The following is a 19758-nucleotide window of genomic DNA, read 5'->3' on the forward strand; positions in this document are numbered from 1 at the left end:
GCAGCTTTCGTCGCTTGTCGCCCGTCTCTTCCGGTTCCTACCGTGGAGTCAACCCTCAGTCACTCACCGTCAGGAAGCGGAGGAATCCCTCTGTGCCCGACTCCCGTGTGCCGCGCCGGCGGCGTTTCCTTCTCTGCGAACCCAGGCACTTCGCCGTCCAGTACGCGATCAACCCGTGGATGCGGCCCGGCGAACCCGTGGACGTCATCCGCGCGCTGGACCAGTGGCAGGCACTGGTCGGCACCTACCGCGCCCACGGCCACACCGTGGAGACCCTGGCGCCGGTGCCGGGTCTGCCGGACATGGTCTTCGCCGCCAACGCGGCCCTCGTGGTGGAGGGCCGGGTCTTCGGCTCCCTCTTCCACGCGCCCGAACGCCGCCCGGAGTCCCTCCCCTACCAGGCGTGGTTCAAGCAGGCCGGTTTCGAGGTCCAGCCCCCCGAGTCGGTCTGCGAGGGCGAGGGCGACCTCGTGCCCGCGGGCCGCTGGATCCTGGCCGGGACCGGGTTCCGCACCACCCGGGAGGCCCACCGCGAGGTGCAGGAGTTCTTCGGGATCCCGGTGATCGGCCTCACGCTCGTGGACCCGTACTTCTACCACCTGGACACGGCGCTGTTCGCCCTCGACGAGGAGAACATCGCCTACTACCCCGGGGCGTTCTCTCCGGGCAGCCGCGAGGTGCTCGCCCGGCTGTACCCGGACGCGGTGACCGCCACCCGCGAGGACGCCCTGGCCTTCGGGCTCAACTCCGTCTCCGACGGACGCCATGTGTTCATCTCGCCGGCGGCGACCGCCCTCGCCGGCCGGCTCGCCCACCGCGGCTACGTCCCCGTCCCCGTCGACCTGTCCGAGTTCCACAAGGCCGGCGGCGGCATCAAGTGCTGCACCCAGGAAATCCGGGAGAACCGCTCATGACCGCACCCGCCGATCGCACGCGCAGCTCGGAGGAGCTCATCCGGGCCGAGGAGCCCGTCCTCGCGCGGAACTACCACCCGCTGCCCGTGGTCGTCGCCCGCGCCGAGGGCGCGTGGGTGGAGGACGTGGAGGGCCACCGCTACCTCGACATGCTCGCCGGCTACTCGGCGCTCAACTTCGGCCACCGCCACCCGGCGCTGATCGAGGCGGCCCACCGTCAGCTGGACCGGCTCACCCTCACCTCCCGGGCCTTCCACCACGACCGGCTCGCCTCCTTCGCCGCCCGGCTCGCCGCGCTGACCGGCCAGGACATGGTGCTGCCGATGAACACCGGCGCCGAGGCGGTGGAGAGCGGCATCAAGGTGGCCCGCAAATGGGCCTACGAGGTGAAGGGCGTCCCCGACGGCCGGGCGACGATCGTGGTGGCGGCGGACAACTTCCACGGCCGTACGACGACGATCGTGGGCTTCTCGACGGACGAGACGGCGCGTGCGGGCTTCGGGCCGTTCACGCCCGGCTTCCGGGTGGTGCCCTACAACGACCTGGCGGCGCTTCAGGCGGCGGTCGACGACACGACGGCGGCGGTGCTGATCGAGCCGGTCCAGGGTGAGGCGGGCGTCATCGTCCCCGACGACGGCTACCTGACCGGCGTACGGGAGCTGACCCGCCGTGCGGGCTGCCTGTTCGTGGCGGACGAGATCCAGTCGGGCCTCGGCCGCACCGGGCGCACGCTGGCCGTGGAGCACGAGTCGGTCGTCCCGGACCTGGTGCTGCTCGGCAAGGCGCTGGGCGGCGGGATCGTGCCGGTGTCGGCGGTGGTCGGCCGGCGCGAGGTGCTGGGGGTGCTGCGGCCGGGCGAGCACGGCTCGACGTTCGGCGGCAATCCGCTGGCCGCGGCGGTCGGCACGGCGGTGGTGGAGCTGCTGGAGACCGGCGAGTTCCAGCGCCGGGCGGCCGGGCTGGGCGCGGTGCTGCGCGAAGGGCTGACGGCCCTGCTCGGCAAGGGCGTCGTCGGTTTCCGGGCGCGCGGCCTGTGGGCGGGCGTCGACGTCGACCCGGCCCTCGGCACCGGCCGCGAGGTCAGCGAGCGGCTGATGCGGGAGGGCATTCTGGTCAAGGACACCCATGGGTCCACCATCCGCCTGGCGCCGCCGCTGACCGTCACCGACGACGAGCTGCGGCACGCCCTCGGGACGCTGGAGAAGGTGCTGGCCGCCTAGGGTCTTCCGTTCGGGCCGGGCCGGACCGGGGAGCGGGGTCTGGTGCCGTGCGTCGCAAGACGGAGGAGGGCGCCAGGGCGGAGCCACGGCAACCGACGACGCGGCGAGGCGCGGTGCCGGGCCCCGCGAGCCCGGCATGATCCGGACGAGAGTCCCTGGCCCCGTCCCGCTACGGAGCGGCTCGGCCCCGGTCGAGCCGCTCCACGTGCGCCACGTTCTCCCGGTCCTCCGCCTCGTCGCCGGCCGTGCCCGCGAACCAGGCGTCGAGGATCTCCCTGAGCAGCGGTTCGGAGGTCAGCCGGAGGCTGAGGGCGAGCACGTTGGCGTCGTTCCAGCGGCGCGCGCCGTCCGCCGTGTAGGCGTCGGCGCACAGGGCCGCCCGGACGCCCGGCACCTTGTTGGCGGCGATCGACGCGCCGGTCCCGGTCCAGCAGCACACCACGGCCTGGTCGGCCGTCCCGGCGGCCACGTCCCGGGCCGCCCGCTCGGAGCACACCGCCCACTGGCTGTCCTCGCCGGGGCGGAGCGCGCCGTGCGGGAGCACCTCGTGGCCGCGCCGGCGCAGCTCCTCGACGAGGAGGCGGGCCACGGGTTCGTCCATGTCGGAGGAGACGGCGATCCGCATAGGGGCGAGCCTACCGGGCACCGCTTGCCGGGGCCCCACCCCGGCCCGGGGCGTTCCCGGCCGTCCGGGCACCCGCGCGACCGGCACTTTGTCCCGGCCGGGGAAAAAGCGTGGAGTACTGGCGCGGAAGGGGTTACGCCCCTCGGCGAACGCCGCTAGCTTCGCTTGATGTGACCCGGTCAACCATAGGTCGGCCGGTGTTCCGCTCCCCTGTGCCGCACGCCCCTTTCTGCACGCCCGCTCCACACGGCGCGGCGGCGCGCGCCCCGTACTCCCCGGCAGGCCGGACGCCGCCTGCCGTCGCCCCCGTCCCAGGGAGACACCTGTGCGCACAAGACAGCCAGGACCAGGACGTACCCGTGGCCTTCGCTCGCTCGCCCTCGCGGCCCTGTGCGCCGCGGGCTGCCTCCTCCCCCCGGCCCCGGCGGTGGCGGCGGACCGGGGCGACGGCCCGGTCGCGCCGGCCGCAGCGGAGTTCCAGCAGGTCACGCTCGCCAAGGGCGTCGCCGAGACGGGCGAGCCGATGACGCTCGCGGTGCTCCCCGACCGTTCGGTGCTGCACACCTCGCGCGACGGGACGCTGCGGCTGACCGACGCCGCCGGCACCACGAAAGTCGCGGGCAAGCTCGACGTCTACAGTCACGACGAGGAAGGGCTCCAAGGCGTCGCCGCAGATCCCGGCTTCGCCTCCAACCGCTTCGTCTACCTCTACTACGCGCCCCGGCTGAACACCCCGGCCGGCGACGCCCCGGCCAGCGGCACGGCCGCCGACTTCACGCCGTTCGACGGGGTCAACCGGCTGTCCCGGTTCGTGCTGAGGGCCGACGGCACCCTGGACACGGCGAGCGAGAAGAAGATCCTCGACGTGCCGGCCTCCCGCGGCATCTGCTGCCACGTCGGGGGCGACATCGACTTCGACGCGCAGGGCAACCTGTACCTGTCGACGGGCGACGACACCAACCCGTTCGCCTCCGACGGCTACACCCCCATCGACGAGCGCGCCTCCCGCAACCCCGCCTACGACGCCCAGCGTTCGTCGGGCAACACCGACGACCTGCGCGGCAAGGTGCTGCGCATCAAGGTCCAGGCGGACGGCTCGTACACGATCCCGAGCGGCAACCTCTTCCCGCCGGGCACCGCCAGGACCCGCCCGGAGATCTACGCGATGGGGTTCCGCAACCCGTTCCGGATGAGCGTCGACAAGGCGACCGGCATCGTCCACCTCGGCGACTACGGACCCGACGCCGGTACGGCCAGTGCCTCTCGCGGACCGGCCGGGCAGGTCGAGTTCAACCGGATCACCAAGGCGGGCAACTACGGCTGGCCCTACTGCACCGGCAGGAACGACGCCTACACGGACTGGGACTTCGCCTCCTCCGCCCCGGGCGCGAAGTTCGACTGCGCGGCGCCGCGGAACACCTCCCCGCGCAACACTGGGCTGACCGGCCTGCCGCCCGCCCAGCCCGCCTGGCTCCCCTACGACGGCGGCTCGGTGCCGGAGTTCGGCAGCGGCTCGGAGTCGCCGATGGGCGGTCCCGTCTACCGCTACGACGCCGCCTCGGCGTCCGAGGTGAAGTTCCCGCAGGAGTACGACGGGGACTTCTTCGCCGGGGAGTTCGGCCGCCGCTGGATCAAGCGGATCGGCACCGGCGGCGACGGCACCGTGCAGTCGATCGACGCCTTCCCCTGGAGCGGCACCCAGGTGATGGACATGGCCTTCGGCCCGGACGGGGCGCTGTACGTCCTGGACTACGGCACCGGCTACTTCAACGGCGACGCCAACTCCGCGCTGTACCGCATCGAGCACGTCACCGGCGGACACGCCCCCGTCGCCCGGGCCGAGGCCGACAGGACCTCCGGCACAGCCCCGCTCACCGTCGCCTTCTCCTCCGCCGGCAGCTCCGACGCGGACGGCGACGCGCTCTCCTACGCCTGGGCGTTCGGCGACGGCGCCACCTCCACCGCCGCCGGCCCCACCCACACGTACACCGCCAACGGCCGGTACACCGCCACCCTCACGGTCACCGACGCCACCGGAAAGCGGGCGACGGCCTCGGTCCTCGTCACGGTCGGCAACACCGCGCCCTCGGTCCGGCTGGACCTGCCCGTCGACGGCCGCATCCGCGACTTCGGTGACGCCATCCCGTTCAAGGTCACGGTGACCGACCCCGAGGACGGCACGATCGACTGCTCCCGGGTCAGGGTGACCTTCATCGTCGGACACGACAGCCACGGCCACCCGCAGACCTCGGCGACCGGCTGCTCCGGCACCCTCCAGACCCTGGCGGACGGCGAACACGACCCCAACGCCAACATCTTCGGCGTCGTCGACGCCGAGTACACCGACCGGGGCGCCGGCGGCCAGCCCGCGCTGACCACGCACGACCAGCACATCACCCAGCCCAGCCACCGGCAGGCCGAGCACCACGGCGGCTCCTCCGGCGTCCAGGTCGTCGCCCACGCCCCGGCGCACGGCGGCCGGACGGTCGGCCACATCGACAACGGCGACTGGATCTCCTTCACACCGTACGCGCTGGACGACGCCCGGACGTTCACCGCCCGGGTCTCCTCCGCCGGCGCCGGCGGCACCATCGAGGTACGGGCGGGCTCGCCCGCCGGCACCCTGCTGGGCGCCGTGGCCGTACCCGTCACCGGCGGCTGGGAGACCTTCCGGGACGTGAGCACGGCGCTCGGCAGCCGGCCGGCCGGCACCACCACCCTGTACCTGGTCTTCAAGGGCGGCGGCGGCGCGCTGTTCGACGTGGACGAGTTCTCCTTCACCACCGGCGACGGCGGCACCCGCTCCGGGGCGGTGCGGGGCGTGAACGGCAAGTGCCTGGACGTGGACGGCGGGAACACCGCGGACGGCACCGAGGTCCAGATCTGGTCCTGCAACGACACCCCCGCCCAGCAATGGACCACGACCGGCGACGGCACCCTCAAAGCCCTCGGCAAGTGCCTGGACCTCTCCGCGGCCGGTACCGCCGACGGCACCAGGATCCAGCTGTGGACCTGCAACGACACCGGCGCACAGCGATGGCTCCCCCACCCCGACGGCACCCTCCGCAACCCCCCGTCCGGCAAGTGCCTCGACGCCTCCGGCGCCACCTGGAACGACGGCACCCCCGTCCACCTGTGGACCTGCCACACCGGCCCCAACCAGAAATGGACCCTCCCCTAGCCCCGAGCGACCGAAAGGAGGCACACCCATGCGCGAGCAACTGAAGGCGGCTGCCCTGCTGTTCGCCGGTGCCGTGCTGTGCGCCGCACCGCAGGCCTGGGCCCAGCCCGCCCCGGCGGACACCGCGACGCGCGCACCCCGCACCGCGTCCGCCGCGGCCGACCCGGCGTACCGGATCCTGGTCTTCTCCCGGACGGCGGGCTTCCGCCACTCCTCCATCGACGACGGGATCACCGCCCTGCGGGAGCTGGGCGCCGCGCACCACTTCACCGTCGACACCACCGAGGACGGCCAGGCGTTCACCACCACAAACCTCGCCCGGTACCGGGCGGTGGTCTTCCTCTCCACGACGGGCGACGTACTGAACGGCACCCAGCAGACGGCGTTCGAGCAGTACATCCAGGGCGGCGGAGGCTATGTGGGCATCCACGCCGCCGCCGACACCGAGTACGACTGGCCGTTCTACGGCGGGCTGGCCGGGGCCTGGTTCCGCTCCCATCCCGCCGTCCAGTCCGCCACCGTCGAGGTCGAGGACCGGGCGCACGACGCCACCGCCCACCTGGGCGGCGCCTGGCAGCGCACCGACGAGTGGTACGACTACCGCACCAATCCGCGCACGACCGCCCACGTCCTGGCCTCCCTGGACGAGTCGAGCTACACGGGCGGCACGATGTCCGGGGACCACCCGATCGCCTGGTGCAAGGACTACCGGGGCGGCCGCGCCTTCTACACGGGCGGCGGCCACACCGACGAGTCCTTCACCGAGCCCGCCTTCCGCCGGCACCTGCTGGGCGGCATCCGCTGGGCCGCCGGCATGACCGAGGCCGACTGCCGCCCCGAGACGGGCTATACGCCCCTGTTCGACGGCACCGGCACCACCGGCTGGCGACAGGCCGGCCCCGGCGGGTTCACCCTCGCCGACGGCACGCTCACCTCCACCGGCGGCCTCGGGATGCTGTGGTACGCCGCGAAGGAGTTCACCGGCGACTACTCCCTCAAACTGGACTGGAAGGCGCACGGCGACGACAATTCGGGCGTGTTCGTGGGCTTCCCGGCCTCCGACGACCCGTGGTCGGCCGTGAACCACGGGTACGAGATCCAGATCGACGCGACGGACACGCCCGACCGCACCACCGGCTCCGTCTACGGCTTCCGGTCGGCGGACGTCGCCGCGCGCGACGCGGCCCTCAATCCGCCGGGCGAGTGGAACACGTACGAGATCAGGGTCACCGGCGAACGGCTGGAGGTCTTCCTCAACGGGCGGAGGATCAACGACTTCACCAACACGGACCCGGCGCGCAGCCTGCGGCAGGGCCACATCGGCATCCAGAACCACGGTGACGGCGACGACGTGGCGTTCCGCGACATCCGCGTCCAGCAGCCGGGCGGCACCCCGCAGCCCGGTCCGCGTACCGGTGCGGTGCGGGGCGTGAACGGCAAGTGCCTGGACGTGGACGGCGGGAACACCGCGGACGGCACCGAGGTCCAGATCTGGTCCTGCAACGACACCCCCGCCCAGCAATGGACCACGACCGGCGACGGCACCCTCAAAGCCCTCGGCAAGTGCCTGGACCTCTCCGCGGCCGGTACCGCCGACGGCACCAGGATCCAGCTGTGGACCTGCAACGACACCGGCGCACAGCGATGGCTCCCCCACCCCGACGGCACCCTCCGCAACCCCCCGTCCGGCAAGTGCCTCGACGCCTCCGGCGCCACCTGGAACGACGGCACCCCCGTCCACCTGTGGACCTGCCACACCGGCCCCAACCAGAAATGGACCCTGCCCTAGGGTCCGGCGCGCGGTGCCGACGGACCGGGCTCGGCCGCCGAGGCGCCAGGGCCGGGGCGATCGTCCCGGCCCTGGCCTCGGGCGCCGGAACCCGGCGCCGGACACAGCGCGGGAACCGCCTGCCTTGTCGTGACGGCAACGCCTGCCGTCACGGGGTGCCGACCTTTACACGGCCCTTACACGCCATGGTTGGTGCGCTCGGTGAGGCGGGCACCCGGTCGGGGCCGCCTGCCGAGGAAGGGACGCGTCATCGTGATCGTCGTAGCGGTCTTGTTGCTGCCCACGCTGGCCTTGACGCTGCTGCTGGTGGACCGTGTCGAGGACTGGCTGTCCGCGCCGTCCCCGGTGCCCCGGCACGCACGCGGACGGCGCCATCTCCGGCTGGTGCAGGGCGGAGCGCGGAAACCGGTCGCCCGGCCGACGGCCGCGTCGAACGAGGGGCGGGCGGAGGCCGCCTGAAGCGTGACCGGCCGGACGCCCTACCGGACGTCATCCCAGGCCGGCGCTCCCGCTCAGGGACCGGAGCAGGGCGTGCTGGCGGCGGACCTGATCTCGTCCTCGGTAGGGCTCGCGCCGCCCCTCGTACTCGCTGGAGAGCCAGCCCCGCCAGCCCCCCGCCCGCAGGGTGGCGATGATGCCGTGCCAGGGGATGTGCAGGTCGGTGAGCCGGTCGTCGATCTCGAAGAACTTCGCCTGGATGAAGTGCACGTGCGGCAGCACCTCGGCGAGGTCGGACAGGGGGACGGCCAGGGGTTCCAGGAAAGCCGGGCGCTTCTTGCCCTCGAAGCCCTCGTGGCCGTCGTCGACCGGAGCCGTCTGGAAGATGCCGGTGTCGATGAGCAGCTTGAAGTGGTCGCTGCCGGTCCGGTCGATGAAGTCGAGGTAGCCCTGTGTGACGGGGTGCTTGATCGGGGTGGGGCTGTGGATCTCGGGGCAGATGACGATGTCGAGGTCGGCCGCGAGGTCCAGGACCCGCTCCACGGCGGGCCGCCAGATGGGGTGCGGGTCCAGTTCCGGCGTGACGACGCCGAACTTGGGGCGGATCGAGGTGAACCCGAGCAGCTTGGCCAGACGGAGGTCGCGTTCGAGCTGTTCGCGGCCCTCCTCGGGGGTGAGGTCGCGGTCGTGCCACATGGCGGTGTCGACCCACGACCCGTAGTTCGTCGGCGTGAGTCCGTACCGGTCCAGAAGCCGGTGCCAGGTGTCGGTCCAGTCCGGGTCGGGATGCGGGTAGCCGGGGATGTTGCCTTCGCCGAGGATCTCGATGCCGGTGGCGCCCAGGTCGGCGATGTCGGCCATGGCGTCCTGGAGCGTCATCGACGTGTACAGGTCGCCGGAGTAGCTGTAGAGGGAGACGCCGTAGCGCGGCCCGTGCGGGGTACCGTCCGCGTCGGGGACGATCGTGGCCGTGGTGGAGGAGCGGAACACGGACGGTCCGGCGACCTCGGGAATGTACGGCCGGCGCAGGCGGACCGCGACCTCGATGCGGTGGATGCCCGCGCTCAGGCCGCCCGGGTGGGTTACGGAGAGCGTGGCGGGCTCGTCCAGCTGCCAGCGTACGTCGGTGGAGGCGCGCAGTTCGTCGAGGGTGAACGTGCGGCCCTGGAGCGTCCAGCGCTGGGCTTCGCGCGGGAACGTGTGTCCGTCGACGGTCACCTCGGCACCGTCGACGAGACTGCCGGCGACGCCGCGGTAGTTGGGGTTGCGCAGGAGGAGCTGGAAGCCCGTGACGCCGGTGGCATCGGTGGTGTTGCGGAATCCGCGCTGCTGGATGAGGGCGCGTTCGAGCATGGTCGTCCTTCGTGACGGGGTGTGACGGGGTGCGGTGGTGGGCGGGCTCGGGCCGGGCTCAGTCCTTGCGGTCTTCCAGGCCGTAGAGGGCCATGCAGGCCGCCTGTACCAGGCAGAGCGCGGCGGGAAGTCCGATGAAGGCCCACTCGATGGCCTGGCTCGCCTGGGCGGAGACGTGGTCGGCGCGGTAGCCGCCCCAGGCCAGTGCCCAGGCGAAGAGGGAGCCGCCGAGCGCCGTGCCCACCTTGGTGGCGAAGCTGTAGCCGGCGTACAGCAGGCCCTCGTCGCGGCGGCCGGTGAGGGTTTCGTGGTGGTCGATGGTGTCCGAGACGAGCGCCGGAGCCGCGACGAAGCCGAAGCCGCCGAGCAGGTTGGCGAACAGGAAGACGGCGAGGAACACCATCGGCTGCCCGTCCAGGAAGAAGAGGAGGACGTACAGGGCCGCCGTGGCGGCGAGGCCGATGTTGACGCCGCGGCGCTTGCCGGTGCGGCGCAGGACCCAGGGGGTGACGAGGGCACCGACCAGGGCCGACAGGGAGAACGCGAGCAGGATGTAGCTGGTGGCCCAGGCGTCGTCGAGAACCTCGCGGGCGTAGAAGACGGCGCCCGCGGTGATGACGCCCAGGCGGACGAAGGCGACGAGCGAGGCGGCGCTCACGCCGAGCCAGTGACGGTTGCCCGGCAGCGACGCGAGCGCGCGCCGGGTGGTGGCCTCCCGGGGAGCGGCTGCGGCGGGGCGTTCGCGGCACAGCAGGGCGACGATCCAGTAGAGCAGTGTGCCGACCGTGCCGAGGACCAGCGCCATGCCGGTGAAGCCGCGGCCCCGGTCGTCGCCGCCCAGCGCGCCGACGAGCGGCATGACGGCGACCGAGACGGCGATCAGCCCCATGGAGGCGCCGACGAACCGGTAGCCGCTCATCTTCAGGCGGGTGTCCGTGTCGTCGGTCAGCATCGGCAGCATCGCGCCGTAGGGGACGTTGACGAGCGAGTGGCTGATGCCGACGGCGATGAAGGTGATCGCCGCCCAGACCACCGCCGTGGTGCCGCTGCCGGGCGAGGAGAAGGCCAGGACGAAGACGACGCCGAGGAGGGGTGCGGCGAAGATCAGGTAGGGGCGGGCGCGTCCGAAGCGGCTGCGGGTGCGGTCGACGGCCAGGCCGACCACCGGGTCGATGACCGCGTCCGCGATCCGGCCGACCAGCAGAATGGTGCCGGCGGTGGCGGCGGTCAGGGCGGCGACGTCGGTGTAGTAGTACAGCAGGAACGCCGTCAGCGTGGTCCAGGTCAGGTTGGACGCCAGGTCACCGAGGCCGTAGCCGAACTGGGCGGCCTTGCCCGGCGGGGGCAGCGGGGCGGGGGACGTGGTGGTGGCGGCGGTGGCGGGGGAGGGCACGGCACTCATCGTCGAGTCCCTTCGGGAGGCAGAGGGCATGCCGCCACGACGCACGGAAGGCGGGGGACTGCGGGCGGCTGCCGAGGACTGCGGCGGATCTCGTCCGGAGTCCGCTCACTGTCGACGGAACTTATGCACGTCGCAGACATAAGTCAATGGTTTCGAGTCATCCATAGGGCCGGCATAGTCATTGCCGATGGCGGACGGCCGAGCCATCCGCCTCGGCCGCCGCCGGATGCGCAGCGGCCGCCGACGTCTCACACGCCGCCGACAAGGCGGGCCGGCTCCACCGCGGACGGCCTTCCGCCCGGCGCCCACGCGGCGAGCGCGTCCGCGGACAGGAGGGTCTCGACGGCGAGGTGGGCGCCGCCCACGACGCCCGCGGTGTCGCCCGCCGCCGAGGCCCGGATGACCAGATCCGCCGAGGCCAGGGGCAGGGCCCTGCTGCGTACGGTGTGGTCGACGACGCGGAGGAAGGTGTCCCCGCCGGTGACGGCGCCGCCGCCGAAGACCAGGCAGTCGGGGTTGTAGAAGTTCACGAGCGCGGCCATCAGGCTGCCGATGCGCTCGGCGGCCCGCGCCACGGCGGTCAGGCACCACGCGTCCCCCGCCACGACACCGCGGCCGATGTCGGCCGGTGTGATCTCGCCGGCGGCGCGGTGGACGTCGGCCAGGAAGCGGCTGCGGCCCTCGTGCACGGCGCTCACCGCGTCCCGGGCCAGCGCCCAGCCGCCCGCGACCGCCTCCAGGCAGCCCGTACGTCCGCACCGGCACATGACGGAGTTGTCCTCCAGGACCCGGGCATGACCGATGTCGCCCGCGGCGCCCTTGCTGCCGCGGTGGACGCGGCCCCGGCTGACGACGCCCGCGCCGATACCGGTGCCGGCCTTCACGAAGATCAGGTGCTGGTCGTCGTCCAGGCCGGTGCTCCTGGCCTCGCCGAGGGCGAGCAGATTGGCGTCGTTGTCCACCCAGACCGGCACGCCGTGGCGGTCCTGGAGCCGGCCGCGGATGTCGAATCCGTCCCAGCCGGGCATGATCGGCGGCTGCGAGGGCCGGCCCGTGGCGAACTCCACGGGGCCGGGAACACCGATCACCACGGCCCACAGCCGCCCCGGGTCACGCTCCTTGAGCAGGCCCGCGAACTGGTCACCGAGGAAGCCGAGGGTCTCCTCGGGGCCACGGGCGACCGGCCATTCCAGATGGCGGTGTTCCAGCACCCGGGCGTCCAGATCCGTGACGGCCACATCGAGTGCGGCGGCGCCGAGGACCGCGGACAGCACGAGCCCCTCCTCGGCCCTGAACCGCAGCCGCCTGGGCGCCCGGCCGCCGCTCGACGGGCCGACGTCGGCGTCCTCGAGCAGCCCGAGCTCGATGGCCTCCTCCACCCGCTGGGAGATGACGGTCCGCCCCAGCAGGGCGGCCGCGCCGAGCTCCGGGCGGGTGCGCGCACGGTTCCGGCGCACCAGGCGCACCACAGTGGAGAGAGCCTCGTACTGATCGATGGCGGTGGGCGGTCGACGTGACATGGCGACATCATTCCGCACTTCTGCCGTGACGGAGCACACCCTTGACGACTTTTGCATGTCACGTGCAATAGTGTCGGGCATTGTTCCCAGGGAGAAGCCGGAGGCTGCCATGACGCAGCAGATCCAAGCCGCCGTCGTGGGCACGGGGTTCATGGGATCCGTGCACGCCCGCGCCGTGACAGCGGCGAGCGGCCGCGTGCGCCTGGTCGTCGGCAGTACGCGCAAGCGGGCCGGGGAACTGGCCGGTTCCCTACCGGGCGCCGAGCCCGCCGCGTTCGAGGAGGTCCTGGCCTCCGACGTGGACGTCGTCCACGTCTGCACGCCCAACCACCTGCACTACGACATGGCCCGGCGGGCGCTGGAGGCCGGCAAGCACGTGATCTGCGAGAAGCCCCTGGCCGTCTCCGTGAAGGAGGCGGCCGACCTGGCCGGCCTCGCGGCGCACACGGGACGCGTGGCCACGGTGCCGTTCGTCTACCGTTTCTACGCCTCGGTACGGCTGGCGCGTGCGCTGATCGGCGCCGGCGGCCGCGGTCCGTGGCTGCTGCACGGCTCCTATCTCCAGGACTGGCTCGCCGCGCCCGACGCCGACAACTGGCGGACGGACGCCGCCCGGGGCGGCGGAAGCCGGGCCTTCGGTGACATCGGCATCCACTGGTGCGACCTGATGGAGTTCGTCACGGGACAGCGCATCACGGCGGTGCAGGCCATGCTCGGCAACGCCCACCCCGTGCGCGCGGGGCGCCCGTCGGCCACCGAGGACGGCGGCGTGATCTCCTTCCGGACGGACGGCGGGGCGCTGGGCTCCCTGGTGATCAGCCAGGCCAGCGCCGGACGCAAGAACCGGCTGTGGTTCTCCTTCGACGGCCCCGACGCCAGCTACGTCTTCGACCAGGAGAAACCCGAAAGCCTCTGGGTCGGCGGCCAGGACGCCAACCGCACGCTGACGCGCGACCCCGCCCGCGCCGGAGGCCGGCCGGACGCGCTGCCCGCCGGACACCCCCAGGGCTACCACGAGTGCTTCGCCGACTTCGTCGCCGACACCTACGCCGCCGTCCGCGGCGAGAGCCCTGACGGCCTGCCCACCTTCGACGCCGGGCTGCGGGCCGCCCGGCTGACCCAGGCCGTGCTCGACTCGGCCGCCGCCGACGCCACCTGGACGGAGATCCCCGCATGAAGCTCGGCATGCTCACCGCCTGCCTGCCCGCCTGGCCGCTGGAACGCGTCGCCGGCTGGGCCGCGAAGACCGGCTACGAGCGTCTGGAGGTCGCCGTCTGGCCCGGCACCGGCGGACGCGACTTCGAGGCGGCGCACATCGACGTCGCGCACTTCGACGCGCGGGAACGCGAGCGCGTGGAGCGGCTGTCGGGGGAGAGCGGGATCGGGATCTCGGCCCTGGCCTACTACGAGAACAACCTCCACCCCGACCCCGGGCGGCGCGAAGAGATCCGTACCCACCTCAGGCACGCGATCGACGCCGCGCAGGCGCTCGGCGTGCCGTACGTGGGGACGTTCATCGGCCGTGACCCGTCCCGCAGCGTGCCCGAGAACCAGCGCGAGGCGGAACGGGTCCTGCCCGAACTCGTCGAGTACGCCGGCGAACGCGATGTGAAGCTGATCATCGAGAACTGCGTGATGGAGGGCTGGCACCCCGACGGCCACCCCGGCAACATCGCCTACTCCCCTGAGCTGTGGGAGTGGATGTTCTCCCTCGGCCTGTACCTCAACTGGGACCCGTCGCATCTGATGTGGCTCGGCATCGACCCGCTGGCCACCATCACGCCGTACGCCGACCGGATCGTCCACGCCCAGGCCAAGGACATCGAACTGGACCCGCTCGCCCGCAACCGCTTCGGGTTCTTCGGCACGACCGCCAAGCACGGCGACCCGTGGGCCACCGGCTGGTGGCGCTACCGGGTGCCCGGCCGCGGCCAGGTCGACTGGACCCGCGTCGTCGACCGGCTGTACGAGGCCGGCTTCACCGGCACCCTCTCCGTCGAACACGAGGACCCGCTGTGGGGCGGCACCCCGGAGAAGGTCTGCCGGGGCCTGGCCATCGCCCACCACACCCTGCGCCCCCTCGTCACCGGCTGACCCCGCTCTCTCCCCTCCCCCTCCGGAGCCGCACCGTGTCCCTCCCCCGTCACCCTTCCTACGACCTCGTCGTCGTCGGCAGCGGTCCCACCGGCAGCGCCTACGTACGCGAGGTGTACGACCGGCACCCCACCGCACGCATCCTGCTGCTGGACGCCGGCCCGCGCCTGACCGATCCTCCCGGCACCCACGTCAAGAACATCGCCGATTCCGCGGAGCGCGCCCGCGCGCAACGCGCGTCGGAAGGCCCCGGGCCGGCCGGGCGTCCCGGCACCCGCCTGCTGGAGGCGCCCGACCTGCCCGCGGCCGCCCTCTCGACCAACGTCGGCGGCATGGGCGCGCACTGGACCGGCGCCTGCCCCCGGCCCGGCGGCGGTGAACGCATCGGCTTCATCCCCGACGCCGAGATGGACGCCCATCTCTCCCGCGCCGAGCAGCTTCTGCGCGTCGACGCCCACGCCTTCGACCACGCCCCCTTCGCCGACGAGGTACGCCGCCGGCTGGCCGCGCTCTTCGACGCGGGCCGGCCCCCTCATCGACGAGTGGCCCCCATGCCGCTGGCCGTCACCACCCGCTCCGACGGCGCCCACACCTGGAGCGGCACCGACGTGATCCTGGGCCGGGCGGCGGCGGACGAGCGCGTCGACATCGCCGATCGGTGCCTGTGTCTGCGGGTCGTCCTGGACGGAGACACCGCCACCGGGATCGTCGTGCGCGACCTGGCCACCGGTGAGGAGAGGAGGGTGTCCGCGCGGGCGGTCGTCATCGCCGCGGACGCCCTGCGCACACCGCAGCTGCTGCACGCCTCCGGCGTCCGCCCGCCCGCGCTGGGCCGCTACCTCAACGACCAGCCGCAGATCGTCTACGCCGTCCGGCTGCCCGACGACGTCGTCGCCGCCCACCGCGCCGTCACCGGCCGCACCCGTGACGAGGACGGTGCCATCGTCGCCCAGAGCGGCGTCAGCTGGGTGCCGTACACCGACGCGCACCCCTTCCACGGCCAGGTGATGCAACTCGACGCCTCCCCCGTCCCGCTCGCCGACGGCACCGACGTCGAGCCCGGCGCCATCGTCGGACTGGGCTGGTTCTGCGCCAAGGACATCAGCCCGGACGACCGCGTCGAGTTCACCGACACCGCGGCCGACGCTCGCGGGCTGCCCGCGCTGCGCATCCACTACCGCTACAGCGACCGCGACCTGGCCGCCATCGAACAGGCCAAGGAGGCGGTCGCCGAAGCGGGGGCCGCCGTGGGCATCCCCCTGGACGACAGCCCACTCCTGCTGCCCGCGGGCAGCTCACTGCACTACCAGGGCACCACGCGCATGGGCCCCGCCGACGACGGCACCAGTGTCTGTGACAGTCACAGCCGGGTCTGGAACACCCGCGGTCTGTGGGTCGCCGGCAACAACGTCATCCCCACCGCCACCGCCTGCAATCCCACACTGACCTCCGTCGCCCTCGCCGTCCGGGGCGCCCGCGCGCTCCTGGCCCACCTGGACTCGACGGCCGAGCGGAGCACGCCGGCCGCTCAGGCGGGCGTCGGCACCGCCTGAGCCCCCCACCGGCCCGGCACCGCCCTGTCCGTCGTTCCGGCCCCGCCGCCACCGTCCGCGACCACAAGGGACGTGGAGGCGGCGGTGACCGTGTGCTGGCCTTCCCCGCGGCGCCTGGCCGGAGCCGGTACCGAGAACACGCGCGGCCGGCCGGCGAAGACGGCCGGCAGCCGGCCCGTCGTGGAAACAGGCGAACCGGGGCGGCACCGGCTGGCCGTTCTCCTCCTCTTGCCCTGGTGGCGGGTGCGTGTGCCCCTGGAGGTCTGGCAGGCGCGGCCCGCCGCCGTCGACTCCGCGTTCGCTCCCCTCAGGTCGCCGTCAGGCTTCGTCGTCGGATTCCGCGCGAGCCCTCGCCGCCCGCCGCAGCCGATGATGGCGGGCCAGGCTCTGATCCGTGACGGCATCACCGACCATCGTCCGTACCACGTCCCGCAATCCGTGCAGCGCGTGATGCCGGGCGGGTCCGGCGCCGGGGTCCTGTCGTAGCTCCTTCAGCAGCGCCCAGCACAGCATCAGCATGACGACCACGAACGGCAGTGCCACCAGGATGGTCGCCGTCTGCAGCGAGTCCAGCCCGCCTACCACCAGCAGTACCGCCGCCACCGCCGCCATCAGCACGCCCCACATCACGACGAGCCACGACGGCGGGTGGAGCACGCCGCGGCTGGTCAGAGAGCCCATCACCAGCGACGCCGAGTCGGCGCTGGTGATGAAGTAGGTCATGACCAGGACCATCGCGAGGAAGGAGGTGACCGCGCCGATCGGCAGCGCGTCCAGCATGGCGAACAGTGACGCCTCAGCGCCGTCCCGCATCGCGTCCGCGAGGTCCGCCTCCCCGGTCGACTCCAGCCGGAGGGCTGTGCCGCCCATCACGCAGAACCAGACGACGGTCGCGCCGCTGGGCACCAGCAGTACACCGATGAGGAACTCGCGGATGGTGCGGCCGTGAGAGATACGGGCGATGAACGTCCCCACGAACGGTGCCCATGACAGCCACCAGGCCCAGTAGAAGATCGTCCAGGCACCCAGCCAGGCACGGTCGGAGAAGGCGCCGGTCCGGGTGGCCATCGGCAGCAGGTTCTGCAGGTAGCCGCCGACGGACGCCGGGATCGTGTCCAGGATGTAGACGGTCGGACCGAGCAGGAAGACGAACACCATCAGGCCCGCCGCCAGCGCGATGTTCAGCGTCGACAGCCACTTGATGCCCCGGTGCAGACCGGAGAAGGCGGAGACGACGAACGCCGCCGACAAGGCGGCGATGATGATCAGTTCCGTGGTTCGGGTGGCGGTGACCCCTGTCGTGAGGTCGAACCCCTTGGCGACCTGCAATGCCCCCAGGCCCAGGCTCGTCGCCGTGCCGAAGACGGTCGCGAACACAGCGAGCAGGTCGATCACCTTGCCCTGCCAGGACGCCGCCCGCCGGCCCCCGAGGAGCGGCACGAACGCGGCGCTCAAGCGGTTTCCGCGCCCCTTGCGGAAACCGGCGTAGGCCAGGGCGAGCCCCGCGATGCCGTAGATCGCCCACGGGGTGAGCGTCCAGTGGAAGAACGAGTACTCCAGGGCCGTACGCGCCGATTCGGCGGACCGGGCTCGCACATCGCTGGCGGGAGGCGGCTCCAGATGGTGCGTGAGCGGCTCTCCGACGCCATAGAACATGAGACCGATGCCCATGCCCGCGCTGAACATCATCGCGATCCAGGCGAGGTTTCCGAACTCCGGTTCGGAGTCGTCCTTGCCCAGCCTGATCCGGCCGAACCGGCCGAACGCGATCACCAAGCACAGGATCAGGAACACGTCCGCGGCGACCACGAACAGCCAGCCGAAGTTGTCCAGGACCCACGCCAGGCCGGCGGAGGAGATCCTGTCGAACGACTCGTCACCGAGCCAGGCCCACAGCACGACGGCGGCGACGGCGGCCATTCCGATCCCCACCAGGGCGCGGTCGGGCCTGCCGGTGACGGGGGCGTCGGACGGAGGCTCCGATCGAGGCGGGGCAATCGGTTCGTTGGTCATGACACCCCACTATGACCTGAAGACTTCCCGTGCACGGGGTGGCACGCCGCCCGGTGAGGGGACCGGGCCGCTGTCGGGCGCGGCCACGCGACCCGTGCCCTGACCACCCGTCAGCCAACTCGGCAATGGGTCAGCATGAGACCGCCCGAACCTGGCTACAGATGACGGCAGGTGCACATCGGGCCCTGTCGGTCACCTCGGGGTTGACCTGGGGAAACGCCGGTTCCGAGGGGAGCTGGTGGAGTGAGGAGCGAGCCGTGTTCTACCACCTGCTCAAGTACGTGCTGCTGGGCCCGTCGCTGCGGCTGGTCTTCCGCCCCCGGATCGAGGGCCTGGACCATGTGCCGTCGTCGGGGGCGGCGATCGTCGCCGGGAACCATCTGTCCTTCTCGGACCATTTCCTCATGCCCGCCGTGCTCAAGCGGCGGATCACCTTTCTGGCCAAGGCCGAGTACTTCACGGGGCCCGGCCTCAAGGGCCGGCTGACCGCGGCGTTCTTCCGCAGCGCCGGGCAGATCCCGGTCGACCGTTCCGGCAAGGAGGCGGGGCAGGCCGCCGTCCGGGAGGGGCTCGGGGTGCTGGGCAGGGGCGAACTGCTCGGCATCTACCCGGAGGGGACGCGCTCGCACGACGGCCGGCTGTACAAGGGCAAGGTGGGCGTGGCGGTGATGGCCCTGGAGGCAGGGGTACCGGTGGTGCCCTGCGCGATGATCGGCACGTTCGAGGCGCAGCCGCCGGGCAAGGTGGTACCGCGCGTCCGTCCCGTGACCATCCGCTTCGGCGAGCCGCTGGACTTCTCCCGTTACGCCGGAATGGACCATGACAAGGCCGTCCTGCGCGCGGTCACCGACGAGATCATGTCCGCGATCCTGTCCCTGTCCGGGCAGGAGTACGTCGACCGGTACGCGGCCGACGTCAAGGCCGAGGAGGCGGAGCGGGAGCGGGCGGCGAAGCGGAGCCGGTCGCGGCGGACGCCACGCGGCTAGGCCGTCAGGGCGAGAGGGCGCGGCCAGCCGTACCACAGCCCCGCTCGGGCCACTGTCGTCTCCGGAGGCCGCCCGATCTCGGGGAGGGGTTGGCCTCCTTCTTCCTTCCAGTGAGCGTTTGATTCGTTGGTGTCCGTCTGGTTTGGGCTGGGGCCTGTCTCACAGTCCAGCCCAATTGATCTTGTGGCAAGATCACGGAATGCTACGACTAACCGACTTCATCATCGACTGCCCGGACACGATGAAGCTGGCAGCCTTCTACTCCGAGGTGATGGGGCTCCCGGTCAAGGAGGGCAGTGACGAGAACTGGGCCGGCATCCAGTTGGGCGAGCTCGAACTGGCCTTCATCCAGGTCGAGGACTACCGCGCCCCGCAGTGGCCCGACAGCGAGCACCCCAAGCAGTTCCACCTCGACTTCGAAGTCGACGACATGGAGGCCGAACAGCGCCGCGTCCTGGCCCTCGGCGCGACCCTGCAGCGGGACTGCGTCGGCCCCGACGGCTACGGCTTCCGCGTGTACACCGACCCCATCGGCCACCCCTTCTGCCTCTGCCGCAACAAGGGCGTCCTCTGGACCGATCAGGGCCTCATCTGGCCCAAGCGCGACTAGTGCCGCGGCACTGGCCCGCGCCCGGCTCCGGGCGCGGGCACCGGTCGGCGCGGTCTGCTG

At 72.3% G+C, this 19758-nt stretch carries 15 protein-coding genes; 10 read left to right on the plus strand and 5 right to left on the minus strand.

The window, feature by feature from the left end; translation table 11 throughout:
• The first annotated feature begins 92 nt into the window (after positions 1-92).
• Entirely contained in the window at positions 93-914 is an 822-nt protein-coding gene (ddaH, locus tag AB0L74_RS14600; RefSeq protein ID WP_365650555.1) for a dimethylargininase, read from the plus strand.
• Positions 911-2134, plus strand: a complete 1224-nt coding sequence (gene rocD / locus AB0L74_RS14605; RefSeq protein WP_365650558.1) for an ornithine--oxo-acid transaminase — start codon at positions 911-913, stop codon at positions 2132-2134. The genes ddaH and rocD overlap by 4 nt, the downstream gene beginning before the upstream one ends.
• 169 nt (positions 2135-2303) lie before the next feature.
• On the opposite strand, the gene AB0L74_RS14610 is transcribed toward rocD, so the two are convergent.
• On the minus strand, positions 2304-2759 hold the full coding sequence (locus AB0L74_RS14610; RefSeq protein ID WP_365650561.1) for an RpiB/LacA/LacB family sugar-phosphate isomerase: 456 nt from the start codon (positions 2757-2759) through the stop codon (positions 2304-2306).
• 325 nt (positions 2760-3084) lie between these two features.
• Here AB0L74_RS14610 and AB0L74_RS14615 point away from each other — a divergent pair, with 325 nt between their 5' ends.
• The 3 genes from AB0L74_RS14615 to AB0L74_RS14625 all read left to right on the plus strand — a co-directional run bounded on the left by AB0L74_RS14615 (position 3085) and on the right by AB0L74_RS14625 (position 8188).
• On the plus strand, positions 3085-5940 hold the full coding sequence (locus AB0L74_RS14615; RefSeq protein WP_365650563.1) for a PQQ-dependent sugar dehydrogenase: 2856 nt from the start codon (positions 3085-3087) through the stop codon (positions 5938-5940).
• Positions 5941-5968: 28 nt separating this feature from the next.
• A complete protein-coding gene (locus AB0L74_RS14620) occupies positions 5969-7729 on the plus strand; it encodes a ThuA domain-containing protein (protein ID WP_365650566.1) in 1761 nt (586 codons plus the stop codon).
• Between the two features lie 252 nt (positions 7730-7981).
• Complete coding sequence (locus tag AB0L74_RS14625; protein ID WP_365650569.1) at positions 7982-8188, plus strand: hypothetical protein; 207 nt, start codon at positions 7982-7984, stop codon at positions 8186-8188.
• Positions 8189-8218: 30 nt separating this feature from the next.
• Here AB0L74_RS14625 and AB0L74_RS14630 read toward each other — a convergent pair whose 3' ends face one another.
• The 3 genes from AB0L74_RS14630 to AB0L74_RS14640 all read right to left on the minus strand — a co-directional run bounded on the left by AB0L74_RS14630 (position 8219) and on the right by AB0L74_RS14640 (position 12442).
• Positions 8219-9520: a DUF6379 domain-containing protein gene (locus AB0L74_RS14630; RefSeq protein ID WP_365650572.1), complete on the minus strand. Its 1302-nt coding sequence runs from the start codon at positions 9518-9520 to the stop codon at positions 8219-8221.
• A 58-nt stretch (positions 9521-9578) separates the two neighbouring features.
• Entirely contained in the window at positions 9579-10922 is a 1344-nt protein-coding gene (locus AB0L74_RS14635) for a glycoside-pentoside-hexuronide (GPH):cation symporter (RefSeq protein WP_365650575.1), read from the minus strand.
• 248 nt (positions 10923-11170) lie between these two features.
• On the minus strand, positions 11171-12442 hold the full coding sequence (locus tag AB0L74_RS14640; RefSeq protein ID WP_365650578.1) for an ROK family protein: 1272 nt from the start codon (positions 12440-12442) through the stop codon (positions 11171-11173).
• A 109-nt stretch (positions 12443-12551) separates the two neighbouring features.
• Here AB0L74_RS14640 and AB0L74_RS14645 point away from each other — a divergent pair, with 109 nt between their 5' ends.
• Genes AB0L74_RS14645 through AB0L74_RS14655 form a run of 3 tightly spaced genes read left to right on the plus strand, consistent with a single transcriptional unit; the run spans position 12552 to position 16089 of the window.
• A complete protein-coding gene (locus tag AB0L74_RS14645) occupies positions 12552-13619 on the plus strand; it encodes a Gfo/Idh/MocA family oxidoreductase (RefSeq protein WP_365650581.1) in 1068 nt (355 codons plus the stop codon).
• Positions 13616-14536 carry a sugar phosphate isomerase/epimerase gene (locus AB0L74_RS14650; protein WP_365650584.1) on the plus strand — a complete coding sequence of 307 codons (921 nt, stop codon included), beginning with the start codon at positions 13616-13618 and terminating at the stop codon, positions 14534-14536. The genes AB0L74_RS14645 and AB0L74_RS14650 overlap by 4 nt, the downstream gene beginning before the upstream one ends.
• Before the next feature lie 35 nt (positions 14537-14571).
• Positions 14572-16089: a GMC oxidoreductase gene (locus AB0L74_RS14655; protein WP_365650587.1), complete on the plus strand. Its 1518-nt coding sequence runs from the start codon at positions 14572-14574 to the stop codon at positions 16087-16089.
• Positions 16090-16407: 318 nt separating this feature from the next.
• Here the strand turns inward: AB0L74_RS14655 and AB0L74_RS14660 are convergent, their stop codons facing one another.
• The gene (locus tag AB0L74_RS14660; RefSeq protein ID WP_365650684.1) at positions 16408-18009 is read right to left on the minus strand and encodes a BCCT family transporter; all 1602 of its coding nucleotides are present in this window, start codon (positions 18007-18009) and stop codon (positions 16408-16410) included.
• 350 nt (positions 18010-18359) lie between these two features.
• On the opposite strand from AB0L74_RS14660, the gene AB0L74_RS14665 reads away from it, so the two are divergent.
• Together AB0L74_RS14665 and AB0L74_RS14670 are read left to right on the plus strand one after the other, a co-directional pair.
• Positions 18360-19088, plus strand: coding sequence for a lysophospholipid acyltransferase family protein (locus AB0L74_RS14665; protein WP_365650589.1), 729 nt, complete (start codon positions 18360-18362; stop codon positions 19086-19088).
• A 199-nt stretch (positions 19089-19287) separates the two neighbouring features.
• Positions 19288-19698, plus strand: coding sequence for a VOC family protein (locus tag AB0L74_RS14670; protein ID WP_365650592.1), 411 nt, complete (start codon positions 19288-19290; stop codon positions 19696-19698).
• The last annotated feature ends 60 nt before the right edge of the window (positions 19699-19758 follow it).

This window comes from Streptomyces sp. NPDC052020, from assembly GCF_040680575.1.
Classification (GTDB): Bacteria; Actinomycetota; Actinomycetes; order Streptomycetales; family Streptomycetaceae; genus Streptomyces.